The organism is Chromatiaceae bacterium (assembly GCA_024235395.1).
GTDB lineage: Bacteria > Pseudomonadota > Gammaproteobacteria > Chromatiales > Chromatiaceae > Thiosocius.
Map to the genome: position 1 here is coordinate 189,508 of JACKMK010000002.1, position 18,432 is coordinate 207,939.

At 64.1% G+C, this 18,432-nt stretch carries 11 protein-coding genes; 7 read left to right on the forward strand and 4 right to left on the reverse strand.

The annotated features are described in order from the left end of the window. The first annotated feature begins 304 nt into the window (after positions 1-304). Positions 305-1,054, forward strand: coding sequence for a cyclic nucleotide-binding domain-containing protein (locus tag H6955_08920; protein MCP5313666.1), 750 nt, complete (start codon positions 305-307; stop codon positions 1,052-1,054). Positions 1,055-1,111: 57 nt separating this feature from the next. Next, positions 1,112-1,564: a nuclease-like protein gene (locus H6955_08925; protein ID MCP5313667.1), complete on the forward strand. Its 453-nt coding sequence runs from the start codon at positions 1,112-1,114 to the stop codon at positions 1,562-1,564. Between the two features lie 36 nt (positions 1,565-1,600). On the opposite strand, the gene H6955_08930 is transcribed toward H6955_08925, so the two are convergent. From H6955_08930 to metG, 3 genes are all read right to left on the reverse strand, one after another. After that, on the reverse strand, positions 1,601-3,502 hold the full coding sequence (locus tag H6955_08930) for a PAS domain S-box protein (GenBank protein ID MCP5313668.1): 1,902 nt from the start codon (positions 3,500-3,502) through the stop codon (positions 1,601-1,603). 146 nt (positions 3,503-3,648) lie between these two features. Beyond that, on the reverse strand, positions 3,649-5,217 hold the full coding sequence (locus tag H6955_08935; protein MCP5313669.1) for a DUF3369 domain-containing protein: 1,569 nt from the start codon (positions 5,215-5,217) through the stop codon (positions 3,649-3,651). A 162-nt stretch (positions 5,218-5,379) separates the two neighbouring features. Then, the gene (gene metG, locus H6955_08940) at positions 5,380-7,425 is read right to left on the reverse strand and encodes a methionine--tRNA ligase (GenBank protein ID MCP5313670.1); all 2,046 of its coding nucleotides are present in this window, start codon (positions 7,423-7,425) and stop codon (positions 5,380-5,382) included. Positions 7,426-7,712: 287 nt separating this feature from the next. On the opposite strand from metG, the gene apbC reads away from it, so the two are divergent. The 5 genes from apbC (at position 7,713) to pyk (ending at position 17,816) form a co-directional block, all read left to right on the forward strand. Beyond that, positions 7,713-8,804: an iron-sulfur cluster carrier protein ApbC gene (apbC, locus tag H6955_08945; GenBank protein ID MCP5313671.1), complete on the forward strand. Its 1,092-nt coding sequence runs from the start codon at positions 7,713-7,715 to the stop codon at positions 8,802-8,804. 1,001 nt (positions 8,805-9,805) lie between these two features. After that, positions 9,806-13,483 (forward strand): hypothetical protein, encoded by a 3,678-nt coding sequence (locus tag H6955_08950; protein ID MCP5313672.1) that lies wholly within the window; start codon positions 9,806-9,808, stop codon positions 13,481-13,483. A 729-nt stretch (positions 13,484-14,212) separates the two neighbouring features. Then, on the forward strand, positions 14,213-15,319 hold the full coding sequence (locus tag H6955_08955) for a hypothetical protein (GenBank protein ID MCP5313673.1): 1,107 nt from the start codon (positions 14,213-14,215) through the stop codon (positions 15,317-15,319). Between the two features lie 158 nt (positions 15,320-15,477). Continuing rightward, entirely contained in the window at positions 15,478-16,281 is an 804-nt protein-coding gene (locus tag H6955_08960; protein MCP5313674.1) for an outer membrane lipoprotein-sorting protein, read from the forward strand. Positions 16,282-16,403: 122 nt separating this feature from the next. Then, complete coding sequence (gene pyk, locus H6955_08965) at positions 16,404-17,816, forward strand: pyruvate kinase (protein ID MCP5313675.1); 1,413 nt, start codon at positions 16,404-16,406, stop codon at positions 17,814-17,816. Between the two features lie 12 nt (positions 17,817-17,828). On the opposite strand, the gene H6955_08970 is transcribed toward pyk, so the two are convergent. Next, on the reverse strand, positions 17,829-18,428 hold the full coding sequence (locus tag H6955_08970) for a thioredoxin family protein (protein MCP5313676.1): 600 nt from the start codon (positions 18,426-18,428) through the stop codon (positions 17,829-17,831). Between the last annotated feature and the right edge of the window lie 4 nt (positions 18,429-18,432).

The window sequence follows — 18,432 nt, forward strand, 5'->3', positions numbered from 1 at the left end:
CTACATCGACGAGCTGCGCTACCACCTGCCGCTCGCCGACCATGCACAGCGTGCCATGCACGACGACCTCGAATCTGGCAGCGAACTGATCATGGCGCTCGAGGATGGCCGGGTGGTCGGCTCATTGAGGGTGCACCTGGGCGGCGACGGCGGCCTGCCGGACGCCTTCATCGACAATTTCGACATCGCCCGCTTCGTTTCGCACCTGCCTATCGATCGCATCATGGTGGCGTCACGTTTCGTCGTGCGCACCAGCCATCGGCGGCGGTCTCTGTCGTTCCGGTTGATCGAGTTCGCCTTTCGCATGGCCGCGGAACGCGGCATGGAGCTGGCGTTCATCGAGTGCCTGCCGCACCTGATACCGCTGTACCAGAAGCTCGGCTTCCGGCGTGTGGGGCCGGGGTTCTATCGCGACGATTCCGGCGTGCTGTCGCCGATGTGTCTGGTGGTGCGCGACCTGGCCTATCTGAAAGAGCGGCGTTCGCCTTTGTACGCGACCGCGCGGCAGTTGTTCGGCGAGGCCCTGCCGCCGTCCTGGCTGGAGGCATTGTTCCCGGACGGCGAGCCGGGTGACGACACGGCGGCGGCCATCGAACGCTGGTCCGAGGCGCACGGCGTGCTGAGTACCGGCGAATTGCATGCGCAGACCGTGCTGGGTGGTTTCTCGGCCGACGAGCTGCAGCGGGTGATCGAGCGCGGGGTGGTGATCGACTGCAGTGCCGGCGAACGTCTGATCCTGAGCGGCTCGGGTCACCGCAACCTGTACATCGTGCTGGAAGGGAGCTGCGAGGTGCGGCTCGACGGCCGCAGCCTTGGCGTCGTCGCCGCGGGCGACGTGGTCGGCGAGATGGCGTGGTTACTCGATTCGCAGCGCACCGCCGATGTTGTCGCGACCAGCGACCGGGTGCGCGTGCTGTCGTTGACCGATGCCGACCTCGATCGGATGGTGGCCTCCGGGTCGCGCGAGGCGATCAAGTTCCTGTTGAATCTGTCACGCGTGCTCGGCCGCCGGTTGCTGGCATTGCGCGCGCTGCTCGGACCCGTGGGCGTCTGAACCTGCATGTCCGCCCGCGCCGCGGGCATAGGGAGTGAAATGATGCGTCGCGCACTGCTGCTCGGGATCTGTCTGGTTGTCGCCGGCGGCGCGGCCGCCCGTGAGCTGCACAGCTATGCACTGGTGCAGGACGACGGATCGCTGCTGGTAAAGGGCAAGCGAGTCCACCTGTACGGCATCTATCTGCCCGATACCGGTCAGCATTGTCGCAGCAACCTCCGGCCGGTGCGTTGCGCGTCGCGTGCGGCCCTGGCGCTGGATTTCCGCATCCAGGGCTTCGTGCACTGCTATCCGCAGTCCCGCAATGCGGACAACAGCCTCAACGCGATCTGCTTTGTCGACCGCAGCGCGTTCGACGACGGCGAGGATCTGGCGGCCCATCTGTTGCAGCTTGGATGGGCCATGGCGTTGCCCGGGGCTCCGTACGAGTACCATGCGCTCGAGCGACTTGCACGACACAAACAGCTCGGTATCTGGGGAACCGTGGTAGACGGCGTCTCGCGTCGTTGACGCCGGCGGCGGGGCACGCCCGGGCGCCGCGTCCGGTCAGCTTCCGGCCGCTGCGGCGGTCGACGGTGCGACGACCCTGGGCAGGATGAACTCGAAACGTGTCCCGCCGCCGGGCGGGCTGTCGCAATGCAGCTCACCGTGCAGCGTGTTGTGCACCAGGTTGTGCACGATGTGCAGGCCCAGGCCGGTACCACCGATATGTCGGCCGGTCGTGAAGAAGGGCTCGAATACACGCTTGATGTCGTCCTGCGGGATCCCCCGGCCGTCGTCGGCATACACCAGGCGGATCTCGTTGTCGCCGGACGCCTCGGCGGCGATGTGCAGCCGGCCGACCTGGCCTGGTTCGAACGCGTAGCGCAGCGAGTTGGTGATCAGGTTGGTCAGGATCTGCGACAGCGCACCGGGGTAGCTGTCCATCTCCAGGTCGCGCGGGCAGTCCACCTCTACGATATGCGGGCTGTGTTTCAGCGCGGGCCTCAGGCTCAACAGGATGCCGTCGATGTACTCGGCCAGCGCAAACCGGCGGCGTTCGTGATGGCTCTGGTCAGCGGCGACCTGCTTGAAGCTGCGTACCAAGGTGGCGGCACGCTGCAGGTTGCCAAGGATGATCTCGTTACCCTCGCGAAACGTCTCCGCAAACTCGGTCAGTTGACGCCGCGTGAGGGTGTTGGCATCGATCTGCGTGGACAGCTCGCGCAGCTTGTCCGTCAGGTGCGAACTGGCCGTCACGCCGATGCCAATCGGCGTGTTGATCTCGTGCGCGATGCCGGCCACCAGCCGCCCGAGGGCGGCCAGCCGCTCTGCCTCGATCAGGCGTTCGCGCGACTGCATCAGTTGCTCGGTTCGCTCCGCAACCCGGGTCTCGAGCGTCTCCTTCGCGGCGACCAGTTCCAGTTCCTGTTGCTTGCGGTCGGTGATCGGAAAACGGATCGCGACATATTGCTGTGGTCTGCCGTGTTTATCGAGAATCGGCACGATGGTGGTGTCCACCCAGTAGTGGCCGCCGTCCTTGTCGCGGTTGCGGATCTCGCCCTTCCAGACCCTGCCGCTGGCAATGGTGCCCCACATGTCCGCGAAAAACTGCTTCGGGTGATGGCCCGAGTTGACGACTCGGTGCGTGTTGCCGAGCAGCTCGCCGCGGTCATAGCGCGAGATCTCGCAGAACTTCTCGTTGGCGTAGGTGATGGTGCCGTTGACGTCCGTGATCGAGACGATCGCGGCGTGGTCGATCGCCCGCTTGTGTTGCTGCAGCAACACCTCGGCATTTGCGAGTTCCACCAGCATGGCGTTGAAACCTTCGTAGAGCGCGCCGATCTCGGTGCGGTCTGCGGTATGCACGCGCAACGAGAAGTCGCCGGTCGTCGACACCTGTTGCATCGCGGCTGTCAGAAAGCGTATCGGACGCGTGATCCTGCGTTGAAGGCCCATCGACACGCCCAGCGCGAGCAGCAGCGACAAAGGGATGAGCGCAGCGATCGGTACCAGGTTGGTGGTGAGCCAGTCGTCGCGCAGGTCGGCGGAGATGTCCAGCATCGCCGTGGCTCGTTCACCCCCCTGCAGGGCGAAGCTGGACCACAGCCGCATACCGCCCGGGGCCGGCGCATGTCCCGGCTGTTCCGATGGGTCCGGTGCGTCGAGCGCAGGGCGGTCGGCCCGATGGTAGCTGTACAGCGATTCTCCGGCGGGGTCGTAGGCGAACAGGTAACGGACATCAGAGAAGGCGCGCAGCGTCGTGGTGATGTCCGAAGTGGCATCCGTGTTGTCAGTGCCGGTCAGACGGATCAGCCGGGGTGTCAATGAATGCAGAATCGCGCGGCCGATGTGTTCTCGATCGTTTTGAAAGGTGCGGTAGTCCCAGTATCCGACCACGGCCGCCACGCTGGTCGTCACGATCACCGTGACCGCCAGCATCATGCCGATCAGTCGGTTGCGCAGCATGGATTCGCGGGCGGTGCGCACCGGAGAGGGCGGGGGGGTGTCCTGATGCATTTCAGCCGGTTGCCATGCCGAACGCCGGTGGACCGGTGGGCCGGGTGTCTACGGGCGCCATTCCTGCGGTGTACCTCGTTGTCGGCCCGCAACGTTCAATGCAGGCGCGGTACCCTGTCGCGCAACGCCACGATGTCGTCGATGTGTTCGATCAGCAATTCTGCGATCCGGGGGTCGAAATGCCGACCGCGCTCGGCGCGGAAATATTCGAGGATCTGTTCGAGCGGCCATGCATCCTTGTAGCAACGCTTGGAGCCGAGCGCATCGAACACGTCGGCGACCGCTACGATACGCCCGTACAGATGGATGTCTTCGCCGGCGGCGCCATGCGGGTAACCGCTGCCGTCCCAACGCTCCTGGTGATCGCGGGCGATGACCGCGGCGGCGGCCAGGATGGGTCGCTGCGAGTGCTTGAGCATGTCGTGACCGAGCGTCGCGTGGGTCTTCATCACCTCGAACTCCTCGTCCGTGAGGCTGCCGGGTTTTTCCAGGATGAGGTCCGGGATGCCGATCTTGCCGATGTCGTGCAGTGGCGCGGCCAACCGGATCAGTCTCGCCTCTGCTTCGTCGAGACCCAGCTTGAGTGCCAGGAACTCGGAATAGGCGGCGACACGGTCAACGTGTCGGGCGGTCTCCCATGAGCGGAACTCGGCCACTGTGCCGAGCATGTTGACGATCTCGCGCTGGGTATGCTCGATCTCGCGGTTCAGCATGATGTTGTCGAATGCCACGGAGGTGTTCGCACAGAACAATTCCACCATGCGGCGCAATTCGGGGCTGAGGTCGCTGCCGCACCCGGCGAGATAGACCTGTCCATGCTGGCCCTGGCTGTTCTCGAAATAGAACACGCAGGCGTCCTCCTTGAACAGCGTGCGCTGCGATTGCCGGGATTCCAGCAGATGCCCGTAGACGTGTTGGTCGACGACGTCTTGGATCGGTCTGCCGATGTGCGCGGCGAAGCGCCCGGTACCGGCGACCATCGTCTCGACGCCGATTTCGGACTGGTAGTTGCCGGAAACGAAGGCCGCCGAGGTACAGAAACTGTCGCGCTCGGGGCGGATCATCGATCCGAGCTGGATCATCAATCCGGAAAAGAAATCGTCGAGGTCGCGGTAGCGGAAGATGTTGGCGGTCGATGCAATGACCCTCTCGAGGCCGCGCCGATGACCGTCGATCGTCAGCAGGTCGGCATAGCCGCGGATCGCCGCGTACAGCGCGGTCGAAAGGCGTTGCGCGGTGAGTTCGGTCTTTTCCTTGTAGTCGTTGATGTCGTACTCGCGAATCACCCGGCCTTCGGGTGCCTGACCCGGCTGTCCGGTACGCAGGATGATACGCAGCAGTCGGTTGCCGATGTCCTCTCGGATCGTCTGCACCAGGCGCAACCCGGCGTCCTGGGTCTCCATCACCACATCGACCAGCGCGGCGGCGATCTCGCGCTCGGTCCGCAGCAACGATTCCGCTTCCTGTGCCGAATAGGCGTGCAGCAGTTCCAGCGGCTGGCCCTCGTATTCGAATGAGCGCAGCGCCAGCCGGGTGACGTCGTGTACCGATTGCTCGTCGTCGACCACCAGGACCTTCCACGCGGCCGTGGGCGACCGTCGCGAGGTCGGCTGCTGCTCGTCGAGTTCGGTGGCGAAAAGCGGTTCGTCGAGTTGTGAGTTCATCGCTGTTACGTGCTGCTGTTGTTATTCGGTACGGGCGGCCAAGGGGCCCGCCTCCAGGCGAATAGCGGCCATCAACAGGCCGCCTTGACCATGATCCGGCCAGGGTTTGGATTTTCGGAACGGTGTTCCCGGAATGGGAACCGCGTGCGGCCCGGTACCGGGTTACTTGACCTTCATCCCCGGTTGGGCACCTGCGTCCGGGTGCAGCACAAATATCTCGCTGCCACCGGGACCGGCAGCCAGCACCATGCCCTCGGACACGCCGAACTTCATACTGCGCGGCGCGAGGTTCGCGACCATCACGGTGAGTTTGCCCTCGAGATCCTGCGGCGCGTAGGCGGCCTTGATGCCGGCAAACACGTTGCGCGTCTCGCCACCCAGGTCCAGCGTCAGTCGCAACAGCTTGTCGGCACCCTCGACGTGCTCGGCCTTGGCGATCCGCACGACCCGCAGGTCGACCTTTGCGAAGTCGGCAAAGTCGATCGTTGCGGCGATCGGATCTTTCGCCAACGGCGAATCCGCAACGGTGGGCCGACCGCCGGTCGCCCGTTCTGCACCCAGGTCCTCTTTCGAATCCTCGATCATCGCGGCGATCCTGTCTTTCTCCACCCGGGTCATCAGCGGCTTGAAGCGCGCGATCTCATGACCGAGCAGCGGATCGCGCTGCGAATCCCAGGTCATCGGCGCGACATTCAGGAATGCCTCGGTGTTCTCTGCCATGACGGGCAGGATCGGCTTCAGGTAGCCGATCAGTACGCGGAACAGGTTGATCCCCAGCGAACAGACCGCGTGCAGCTCCGCATCGCGTCCTTCCTGCTTGGCAAGCACCCAGGGTGCCTTGTCGTCGATGTACTGGTTGGCGAGATCGGCCAGCGCCATGATCTCGCGGACCGCGCGTCCGAATTCACGTCGCTCGTACAGGCTGGCGATCTCGTCCCCCGCGTTGACGAAGGTGCCGAACAGATCGGGTTGATCGAGTTGGTCGCTCAGCCGGCCGTCGAAACGCTTGCTGATGAAGCCCGCGCAACGGCTGGCGATGTTCACCACCTTGCCGATCAGGTCCGCGTTCACGCGTGCGGCGAAATCGTCCAGGTTGAGGTCGAGGTCGTCGACCCGCGAACTGAGTTTTGCGGCGAAGTAGTAGCGCAGGTACTCGGGATCCAGGTGTCGCAGATAGGTCTCGGCCTTGATGAAGGTGCCGCGCGATTTCGACATCTTGGCACCGTCGACGGTGAGAAAGCCGTGCGCATACACCCCGCTGGGTTTGCGGTAGCCCGCGCCGTGCAGCATCGCCGGCCAGAACAACGCGTGGAAATAGATGATGTCCTTGCCGATGAAGTGGTACAGCTCGGCGGTCGAGTCCGCGTTCCAGTAGCTGTCGAAATCGATCCCGGTCTTGTCGCAGAAGTTGCGGAAGCTCGCCATGTAGCCGATCGGTGCGTCCAGCCAGACATAGAAGTACTTGCCCGGCGCATCGGGGATCTCGAAACCGAAGTACGGCGCGTCGCGGGAGATGTCCCAGTCGTTGAGGCCGGCCTCGAACCACTCGTTGAGCTTGTTCGCGACCTCGGCCTGCACATGGCCGGCCTTGTGCCAGTCCTTGAGCACCCGCTCGAAGTCGCCGAGCCGGAAGAACAGGTGTTCCGAGTCCTTCTCGATCGGTGCCACACCGGAGACCGCCGACACCGGGTTCTTCAGCTCGGTCGGCGAATAGGTCGAGCCGCAGACCTCGCAGCTGTCGCCGTATTGGTCGGCGGCGCCGCACTTCGGGCAGGTCCCCTTGATGAAACGGTCCGGCAGAAACATCTCGGCGACCGGGTCGTAGGCCTGCGAGATGGTGCGCCGGGCGATGTGCCCAGCATCGCGGTTGCGCTCATAGATGGTCGTCGCGCACACGCGGTTCTCATCGGAGTGGGTCGAGTGGTAGTTGTCGAAGCCGATCGCGAATCCGGCGAAATCGCGGGTGTGTTCCTGCCAGACCCGCGCGATCAGCGCCTCCGGTTCGATGCCCTCGGCGCGCGCGCGCAGCATGATCGGGGTACCGTGTGCGTCGTCCGCGCAGACGTAATGACACTCGTGCCCGCGCATCTTCTGAAACCGGCTCCAGATGTCGGTCTGGATGTACTCGACCAGGTGGCCGAGGTGGATCGAGCCGTTGGCGTACGGCAGGGCGCTGGTGACCAGGATCTTGCGCGGTTCGGTGCTCATCGGGTCTGCGGATCATCGGTTGGAAAGCGCCTGAGTATCCCATACTCGGTTGCCGCGGTGACAGGCGCCGCGCCGGTGCTGCCGGTCCGGCCGCATGGCACTACCGCACTCGACCAACGGTTGAATCCGCGTTGCGCTGCTCCATGTTGAAAACCTGAGTAAAACACTGAGTTTTGCCAAGTGCTTTCGTGTAGAATCGCCCGTCTTCTGGAATCCCGCTTCCGGCCATCGGGCGTCGAACACCGTACGGGATTGGGTAAACGACAAACATGACGCAGGTAAACATCATGGCAGAGATCACCAGAGAACAGGTCGAAGAGGCCATCAAGGGCTACATCGAACCGCATCTCGAGACCGATCTGGTCACCGCGAAATCCGTCAAAGACATCAAGATCGATGGCGACAAAGTAAGCGTCGAAATCGTGCTCGGTTTCCCTGCCAAGGGCGCGCACGGTGCGATCGCCGACGCGGTCAAGGCCGCAGTCGAGGGTGTCGCCGGTGTGACCGGTTGCGAGGTCAGCCTCGCTACCAAGATCGTCGCACATTCGGTGCAGAAATCGCTCAAGCCGATCGACAACGTCAAGAACATCATCGCGGTCGCCTCGGGCAAGGGCGGGGTCGGCAAGTCCACCACCGCGGTGAACCTGGCACTGGCGCTGTCAGTCGAAGGCGCACGGGTGGGGATCCTCGATGCGGACATCTACGGCCCATCGCAACCGCGCATGCTCGGCATCACCGGCAAGCCGGAATCGAAGGACGGCAATACGCTGGAACCGATGGTGAGCTACCACCTGCAGGCGATGTCGATCGGCTTCCTGATCGACGAAGAGACCCCGATGATCTGGCGTGGCCCCATGGTCACCCAGGCGCTCGAACAGCTGCTCAACGATACCAACTGGGACGAACTCGACTACCTGGTGATCGATCTGCCGCCGGGCACGGGTGATACCCAGTTGACGCTCGCGCAGAAGGTGCCGGTGTCGGGGGCGATCATCGTCACCACGCCGCAGGACATCGCGCTGCTCGACGCGCGCAAGGGTTTCAAGATGTTCGAAAAGGTCGAGGTGCCGATCCTGGGCATCGTCGAGAACATGTCGATCCATATCTGCTCGAAGTGTGGTCACGAGGAACACATCTTCGGCGAGGGCGGTGGTCAGCGCATGGCCGGAGAATACGGCGTGACCTTCCTCGGCGCGCTGCCGCTGGAGACCCGGATCCGCGAGGAAACCGACTCCGGCAAACCGACCGTGGTCGCTGAACCGGAATCGCGTCCGTCCGAGATCTATCGCGAGATTGCACGCAAGGCGGCCGCGAAGCTGGCGCGCCAGGCGAAGAGCTACGCGGCGAAATTCCCGAACATCGTGATCCAGAACAACTGATCCGCGACGGCAGCCCCGCAGGGGTACCGGAAGCCCGCGTCGAGCGGGCTTTTCTTTGCGCGCTGCCCGGCGGTATGCGGACCGGTCGTCGTTCGACACCGGCGGCGTGCCGGTGCGCGGCATCGAGCCCCTTCGGTTTCGAGCGGGTGGTGCGGCGCGCGGATGCCCCGATGCGGCGACTCAACTCACGTCAAGCCATGCTGCTGCCACCTCGCAGACACGCGCGGTGTCTCTCCGTGGCACCCATCGATGACCAGTCCTGGAATCCGCCGGCCTGCACGCTTCTCCGGCCGGTTACTCGGGGAATATCGGCGTCGTCGTCCATTTGCGCCAGAAAGCGAGTGTAGTTACACCTTTTACTTCGTCGTCGTTTGGTCAGCGGGAGCCCGTTGCCGGCCGCCTGCATCAGGGATTGCGGGGTCGTGCGGAATACCCTTCCAGCAAGGGTTGAAACGCAATTTGAATGCTGCAAGGCCGTTCAATCTACCTTTCAGGAAGCGTTTTCCTCAGGTACCGGTGAATTCGCCGCGTGCGGTGGTTTATGTCGTGATTCACGTCAAAAACGGGCATCGCGATCGGCGGAGAATAGGTTCTCGAATGGACCGATAAGTATCACTAGAAGTGCCGAGGACGCAGGCAGTCCGGTGGGAATCCGAGAAAGCCTGCGCAGTGAAAGCCATGCAGAACGCCAAGCCGGTCAAGCCAGTAAGGGTTGTGAATTCGCGGCATCAGCGGATCGACTGCACAGCATTCGCTATAGGAAGCCAGTTCTTAGTTGTCAGAGACCGGCACTGCGCCGGTTCTTCCGTTGCTGGCCGGCTGCCAGCCCGGAGCAATTGCGTTGCGCACTTCTCGATTGACGTCCGTTCGTATCGGGGAGTCGGTGCGATGGCGGGAAGCCATTACCCAACCCCGTAGCGGCGCAGGCGCAAGCCGAGACGGCGACACGGCCGTATCGACCACCTGCAGGTCAGATAACTATAGAGACACAGGAGAGTCCCATGCGACTAGGAATACTACCCTTCGCCATCGCGACCGCGTTTGCCGCGGGCGTGGCGACAACCGCGTTTGCCGATGACGGCGCTCAGGTACTCAAGAGCATGTCGAAGGCCTCGGGAAATCCGGTCTTCGAACATATCCCCGAGGCCGAGCACGCGTTCATCGACATGATGAAATTCTATGTGCCGCTGCAGGCTGCCAACGGTACGGTCGGCGAAGTTGACTATCTCAACGCCGACGCCCAGTCGGAGGGTACGCGCCTCTACGGCAAACCGCTGGTCGCGGTCTACATCAACGGCCCGGTCGAGGGTGTCGAGGGCGTCGGTTTCGTCGGCCACGGCAAACGCGAGGCCTACGGTGCGGTCAGCCTCGATGATGGCGTGACCTGGAAATCCACCAACCTGTCCGAATCGGCCGATGATTCGTCCAGCGATGTGGTGCGATCCGATATCGAACTGTTCGCCGACAGCGGCGGTTTTTACCCTGGCGATGTGGTGAACGTATTCCAGGCGACCTCGGGTACCTATACGCTCGCAGTGTGGCCGAGCCGTTTCTGTGCCGGTGGCGAGCCCAACTACTCGCTGGATGTCAGCAACATCGAGCGTCGCGAATCGATCGCGACAGCACTCGGTATCGACCTGGATACAGCGAGTTTCGATGACCTGTACCTGGTCGACATGTACGGTGTCGGCGGTACCCAGGGTTCGGTCGACTATTCCGAAGACGAGTTCGAGCAGAACCAGCCGGTCGGCGAGGTGCCGTTCAGCTGCCTCTGGGCGGCACGCGGTGTCCTGGTCAACGGCGACGACCCGCGTACCGAGGCCCTTGAAGAAAACTACATGCGCTGGTTCAAGGCCGAGCGTCTGACCTCCGGCGCACGTGACGTCAACCGGATCGAGACCTTCTGTGCGGCCGGTGCGGGCTGCGCGATCACCTGGCAGGAAGACCCCGAGGGTCTGCGTCCCGGACAGGGTGAAGGTCCCGGCGAGGGCTGGAGCGGCGCGATTGCGAACAGCCAGACCGACGTCTGGTATTCGTACATCCCGTGGGACCAGTTCGCGAAGGTACAGGACCCCGAGGACAACGGCGTGACGATCCATTCGTTCGAAGACTGGCTCGCCAGTGGCGATACGACCAAGCCGCAACCGGGTATCCCGTTCGCGATGCCGATGCGTATCACCGACAACGCACGCTGCAACGTCACCAACCCGAAGCCGTACTGCAACGGCGCCGCGGTCGCGAATGACGAGCTGCTGAACCCGCTCGATTATGGCCTCAAGGACATGTGTGCGAACACCGTGCAGATCCCGACCGGGCCTCAGGGTACGCCGGCCGATATCTGTGTCACCGAGGACGGTCTGCCGCTGGTCGGCAACATCGCCGCGACCCGGCCGCGCCTCTCCCTGAAGGAATACGACGTCGACGAGGATGGCATCGTGGATGGTGCCTTCGCGGTGATCGTGGCCGAAGAGTCGAAAGGTCTTGGCGCATTCGGCTTCATCGACAATGGTGACGGCACCTATGGCGAGTCCTGCGATCCCGACGGTGACGTCGAGAATTGCGTGGTCTTCGATGAAGGCAAGAACATGTGGTACTACAGCTTCGACATGCTGCTGAAGTCCACGTTCGCCGGTTCGACACCCAAGTCCAACCCCGACAGCCTGGTCGCGAACCTGGTGGGTCACGGCAACATGCTGAACCAGCCCGAGGTCGACTGGCGAACCGGTGAGTTTTCGCCGGCACACAGCACCGCCGAGCTTTGGGACTTCGGTGAATACAACTATGAGCTGTGGAACACCGAGATCGCGCGCCGTGGCAGCCTGCTGGTACAGGGCATCGGCAAGGCCGCGGACAGCACGAGTGGACTGCTCGCGTTGCCGGCCTGGAAACAGGGCGTGATGAACCAGGGTGGGCCCGCCGACGTCATGGTGCGCCGGATCCTGCTCGCCGGGTATGGCGGCGGTACGGGTGAGACCTGTCCGGTCGTGGTCGACGGCGATCAGCCGGTGATCACCACGGCGGTGTTTGATGCCACGACCAATCTGCTGTCGATCGCAGGTACCGGGGCCGACGGGTGGAACAAGAGCCTTGTCGTGTTCCGCGACGCGTCGAGTCAGGAAAACCTGTACAACGGCAGACGTCTGCTGTCGGCTCGCGATGACGTGAGCGGCGCCTTCTCGGCAAGTGGAGACCAGGTCGATCCGATACCCTGTGCGATCCAGGCCGCGGATGCGGACGGTTCGCTCGAGTACGGTCCGTTCACCCTGGTGACCGACACTGCCGGTGTCCCGCTCGCCGAGCAGGAAGGTGCCTGCGCGAATCCGCTGCCCGACGTCTGTCTCGACGGATCCGGTGATGCGGAAGGTCCGGGCTGGGACGGCCTGAGCAATCCGTATGCATTCCGCAATATCGATTGCGACAACATGCTGTACGGGCGCAATGCCGACGGTACGCCGATCAACCCGTTCTACCCGGACGGGCTGTGCATGGACCCGGCGATCAACCTGTCCGCGGTGGTGCCGGATGTCTGCACCGACTCGCAGACCGGGGAGACTGTCAGTTGTCCGGCGGTCGACCTGACCCAGGGTACGACCTTCGGTGTGGGTGATACCAACCCGGTGTTGCAGGGCAATACCGTCGAACCCAACCAGACCAAGGTCCTCAGCTGGCACCAGTGCCCGTATTCGGCCACGGTGGTCGCTGCTGACGACACGAATCTGGTGTTCGACTGCAGCAACGACGCGCGTACCGACGACAGCACGCTCGCGGATCAGTCGTGGTACAACCCGCTCGACGTAGCCAAGGGACACCGCGGCTTCCTGAACGGTGACTTCGTGATGATGCTGTATGCCTGGTCGCCGAACTGGCGGTTGAACGCCAAGGGCAGCGACCGTTACGAGCTGTACATCCGTCGGTCATTCGACGGTGCCCAGACCTTTACGACCACGCCGAGTGGCTTCGAGGGCGACGGTACCGTGACCTGCGAGACCTTCCGTTCCGCCGAAACGGGGACCGGAGAGCCGAGCGAGCCCCGGGTGTGCAACGAGTACGCAGCCGGTGCTGACGAGCAGGCCCGCAACGTCACGCAGCACAAGTCGATGCGCATCACGACGCTCGACCCGCGTTACTCTGAACCTGTGGCGACGATAACCGCGGATCCGTTCGAGTACGGCATCCCGGTCTATGAGACCGCGGACGGCACGGACGAGAACGAAAGTGATCCGTCGCGTTACTTCGTGGTCTTCGAGACCGGTGACAACACCACCACGGCAGAAGGCGAACCCGAGCCGCTCGACCTGTACTACGGTCGTGCGATCAACTGGGGTGACGACTACGTGGTATGGGCGGATGAGTACCTCGACCCGACGCTCAGTCAGTGCTTCCCGTCCGATCCGCACGAAGAGGATGTCGCCGAAACCCTCGTGGGCACGGGCTTCTGCAACGAGTTCGACAAGACGGAACAGGGTACGCCGGGACTGGAGGCCAGCGAGGCCAGCCTCGAGGCCAACCCCGGTGGCGAGTTCCTGTACGCCGTCTGGACTCAGGCAGAGTTGGATGAGGCCGGGGAACTGGTCGACTCCGACGCGATGGCCCGCCGCGTCTGGTGGATCGACAACTACCTGCCGGCTGACGCCTGGGATTTCGGCCAGGGCGACGGCAGCGGTACGCCGGCCAACTAGGCAGGCCTGACACAAGGGCCTTGACGCGGAACTGAGCGTCCGCACAGGGGCCGCCGGAAACGGCGGCCCCGTCTGAACGCCACCCAAAGCAGTACGGGAGGTAACGTGCATATGAACTATCGGCGCCTGATGGTCCGGGGCGGCATCGTGCTGGCACTGGCGGGGTCTTTCGTCGTGTCCGCACAGACCGAGGACCCTCCATCGGACGCCCTTTCCAAAGGATGTACAGACCGGTGGCCGGGTTATCCGACAGGCCCCGGTTTCGGCGCCTATGGGCCATCGCAACCGCGTTACGCGATGCCGTGGTCCGGGCGCTATCCACCGCCGGCACCGATGCCGAGACCCGTGCCGGGTACGGGATGGAACAGGCCCGGTTTCAGCGGGCCATCGGGGCTCGGCGAACGCGGAACCGGGATCGGGTTCGGTCGCGGTGCCGAAGGCCGCGGGCGAGGTCCGGGGCCGGTCGATACGGCGCCTTGACCGGCGCGGTCCTTTTTTGGGGTCCTCGACAACCGCGACGCGCGGCGACGACGTTCCGATCAAGATCGCTTGTCAGAACGCGCGGTCACGGGTCCCGGTGGCAGCCGTACAGCGCGACGGCCGCGAGATCCCGGCGACGCTGATCGGGGAGGGTGTTGTTCACTGCAGCGACGTCCGCGCCGCTGTGTACTCGGAGAAACTCAGATGGACGACAGGGAAAGTGTTTTCAGCACAGCCAGAGCGGCTGTGATGGCAGGGGGTTTGGCGATGCTGCTCGGCGCCCCGGCCGCGCAAGCGGTCGACGGCGTGACCTATGATTTCGAGGATTTGCCGCTGAACCATGTACTGAACGCGCAGGACGGTTGGTATTTTCAACCGGATTTCGGTTGGTTGGTAACGCGCCAGGACGATTCGCCGGCCAACGGCACCCAGGTTGTACAGCCACTCGCCGGTGTGGCGTCCGGTTTCTTTGCATACCTGACGCGTCCCAACAATTCGGCGTTCCGCTACAGTCCGTACTTCGGAAACGAGACCTCGGCTGTATCGCAGGTCGATGTGAATGCGATGGCCGCCGCAGGGGTCGCGCTGGGGAGGGATATCAACGGCGATCAGCTGTTGATGTTGGAGTCAGGTGAACGCGGCCCGGCTTTCGGGACCTTTCGCGACTCACAACAGAGTGTGGCGAACTTCGTCATCCAGTCGGTGGATGGTGTCGTGCATGCCGCACCGCTGATCACCGCACAGCGTTGCTGCAACCAGGACGACGACTGGTACCGTCTGCAACTGCGCATGGACCTGACGGCCAACAATGGCGCCGGGGCAGGCAGTCTGTACTACAAGAATCTGACCCGCGGCGACGATCGCTTTCAGGCGGTCGCCGAACTGCAGAACGTGAATCTGCACCTGGATCAGATGTCCGCGCTGGCCGGTCCCACGCGTTGGCTGGCGATGCACTTGATCATGCGCTTCGACGGTTCGCAGCACATGCCGAGCCTGGACAATGTCGTACCGCGGGTACCGATCGTGCTGCAGCGTGATCTGACGATGCATGTACAGGCGGTCGATGCGACCGTCCCGATCGGTGCCAAGTTCGATCTGTTGCTGACCCCAGCGACGGTCGCCAGCGATCCGACGGGCCTGTACTGGCGGCTGGCGCAGTTTCGGGTCGTCGACGGCAGCACGCCGTCGACCACGACGATGCAGTCGAACTGGGACCTGACGATGGCCAGTGTCGACGTCATCGATGCGCTGGACGACGCCGATTCGGTGTCCAGCGTAGAGCTCGAATTCCAGAGCTGGGACGGCGTGAACCCGACGTCGATGCTGTGGAAGCTGGGCAGCTTCATGGTGCCTTGATCGGTGTGGCAGCAGCGTTTCCGTCCGCATTGAGATCGATCGGCTGCGCCAGCCGACGATCCTGGCGGACGGTAGTGCCGCTCCTCTGCTGCATCGTGATTTCGGGGGCACGCGCGACACCGCCCGGTGCAGACGCGGTTGCCCGCGAGATCGAATTCGTGAATCACTTCGCAGCCGTGCGCAATATCCACTACGGCACACCGCAGGCGCCCGTCGTGGTGTTCGATCGCTCGGCCGACGGACAGACGCGCGTCAACACCTTCGAGCGCTGGCGCCGCAACGACCATGGCGACGGCCCGGTCGGCGCCAGTGACCTGGCGATCTTTCGCAGCGGCAAACTGCGCGGCACCGGCATCCTGGTGACCGAGCCACGCGATCCGACGCGCAGCCGCGACTACCGTCTCTGGCTGCCGTCGCTACGCAAGGTGCGCCGTTTTGCCGAGCCGGATCCGGCAGACAACTGGGGTGGGTCGAATTTCTCGTACGGCGATATCTACGTACGGCGGCCGCACGACGAGCAGCACAGGCTGCTCGGTCGAGAGACCTTCGACGACTGCCTGGGCGTCGTTCAGTTGCCGCCCACCGAACGCGATCGCCACACAGCGGCGATCCCCGGCGCAGACTGCAGTGCGCGCGGGCGTGCGGTGTTTCGCCTGCAGAGTCGTCCGTACCGCAACGACCTGGGTTACGACGAGCGTATCAGCTGGGTCGACGTGGAGACCTTCGCCGACTACCGCGCCCTCTATTATCGGGACGGTCAACCCGTCAAGGTGATCGACAAGGCATGGCGCAGCATGCAGTTGGACGACCCCCGTGCCCAGTACTGGGTCTACTGGTATGCGCGCAGTTTCGCGGACGATCGACAGGGCATGGCGTTCGTGGCGCCCGATGCGGTGCAGTGGAATACCGAACTCGATCCCGATCTGTGGTCCGAACAGACCTTGCGCCGTATCCGTCGCTGATCGTCCCGCCTGCCCGCCGGGCCTGACCGCGTTCGACCGGCGTCCCGCCCATTTTTTGTCCATCGGTTTGCACACAGTCATTTATGATGGGCGCGCCTTCGAATGCCAGCCCGGAGTCGTCGATGTCACCGCCCGTCCACAAGACCAAGCTGGTCTGCACCATCGGCCCTGCGTCGGACGATCCGGACGTCTTGGTGCGGATGCTCGAGGCCGGCATGGATGTCGCGCGCCTGAACTTTTCGCACGGCGATTTCGACGGTCATGCACAGACCATCGCGCATCTGCGCGATGCGGCGCAACGTTGCGGACGACGCCTTGCGATCATGGCCGATCTGCCCGGTCCGAAGATCCGCATCGGTGAGTTGGCCACCGACAAGGTCGAGCTCACGATCGGCGATCCCGTCATCCTCACCACCGAGGAGATCGTCGGCGACGCGCGCCGACTCTCGGTCAATTTCGACCCGCTGCCGCGCGCGGTACATGCAGACGACAAGCTGTTCCTCAACGACGGCCTGATCTCGCTCAAAGTGGTCCGTGTGGACGGCATCGAGGTGCATTGCGAGGTGCGCGCCGGCGGCGAGCTGTCGCCGCGCAAGGGCCTCAATCTGCCCGGTATCGACCTGGGGATCAGTGCGTTCACCGCACGCGACCAGGAGTGCCTGGAGTTCGCCCTGCAGCATGGCGTGGATGCCGTCAGCCAGTCGTTCGTCGCCGGTGCCGACGACGTGAACGCCGTGCGCGAGGCGGCCGCATCGCTCGGTTACCAACCGTTCCTGATCGCCAAGATCGAGCGCGCGCGCGCGATCGAAAAACTCGACGAGATCCTGGCCGCGGCCGACGGTCTGATGGTCGCACGTGGCGACCTCGGGGTGGAGGTGCCGATCGCCGAGATGGCGATCGTACAGAAGCAACTGATGCGCGCGGCGAATCACCTGGGTAAACCGATCATCACCGCGACCCAGATGCTCGAGTCGATGATCGAACACCGGCGTCCGACGCGCGCCGAGGCCACCGACGTCGCGAATGCGATCCTCGACGGCACCGACGCGGTGATGCTGTCGGCAGAGTCGGCAATGGGCCGCTATCCGGTCGAGGCGATCGAGATGCTGGCCGAGATCGCCGCGGCGACCGAGCCGCACCGGCCGCGCTCGGTGTTCGATGCGCGCTGCCCGGCCAATGCGCGGCTCGCCGACCTGATCGCGCGCAGCATCCACCAGGCGGTCACCAATATGGATACGGTCGCGGTGATGGTGCCGACCCGCAGCGGATCTATGGCCCGCAATGTTGCGCGCTTTCGACTGCCGACCTGGATCACCGCGCTCAGCAAGGAGTTCGCGACCTGTCAGGCGCTGCAGTTTTCCTACGGCGTGCATCCGTTGCAGGTCGATGCCGATCTCGCCGACTGGACGCCGTACGTCCGCGACTGGGCGCACAGGCAGGGCTTCGACAGGGGCATCGCGGTACTCGCCCAGGGACCGTCCGAGGAGTACCCCTGCGGCAACCACCGCATGGAGATCGTCGACCTCAGCCTGTGACGGGCACGCGGTTCAATACTTCACCGAGCAGCCGTACGGACGGGTCACGGGCTCGCTGACGGGCGCGCCGCTCAACACCTCGTCGAGCGCGACACGGACATAGGGTGTCGCGCGTTCGATGTCGGCCGGGTTGGCGCTCGGCACGCTGTCGATGCCGCCCATGTAGACCAGGGTGCCGGCGTCGTCGATGACGTACATGTGCGGTGTCGTGCGGGCGCCGTACCGCCGGCCCACGTCACCACTCTCGTCGAGCAGCACCGCGGCCGGTGCGGCGTTGCGATCGGCGGTCAGCCGGTTGGCCTGCGCCGGGCTGACGTGGCCCTGCTTGCCGGGTGCCGACGAGATCACCGACAGCCAGACGACACCGCGTGCCGCGGCATCGCGCTGTTGCGCCTGCATATTGTCCGCACCGTAGTGTTTGCGGACATAGGGGCAGTCGTGGCTGGTCCATTCGAGCACCACGGTCTTGCCGCGGTAGTCGCCCAGGGTGTGCACCTTGCCCTGCGTGTCGGGCAGCGTGAAGTCCGGGGCCGGCTGGCCGACCTGCACGGCGGCCTGGACGCCGCCGCTGATCAGCAGGGTCATGATTGCAAACAGACGGTTCGTTGGCATCTGC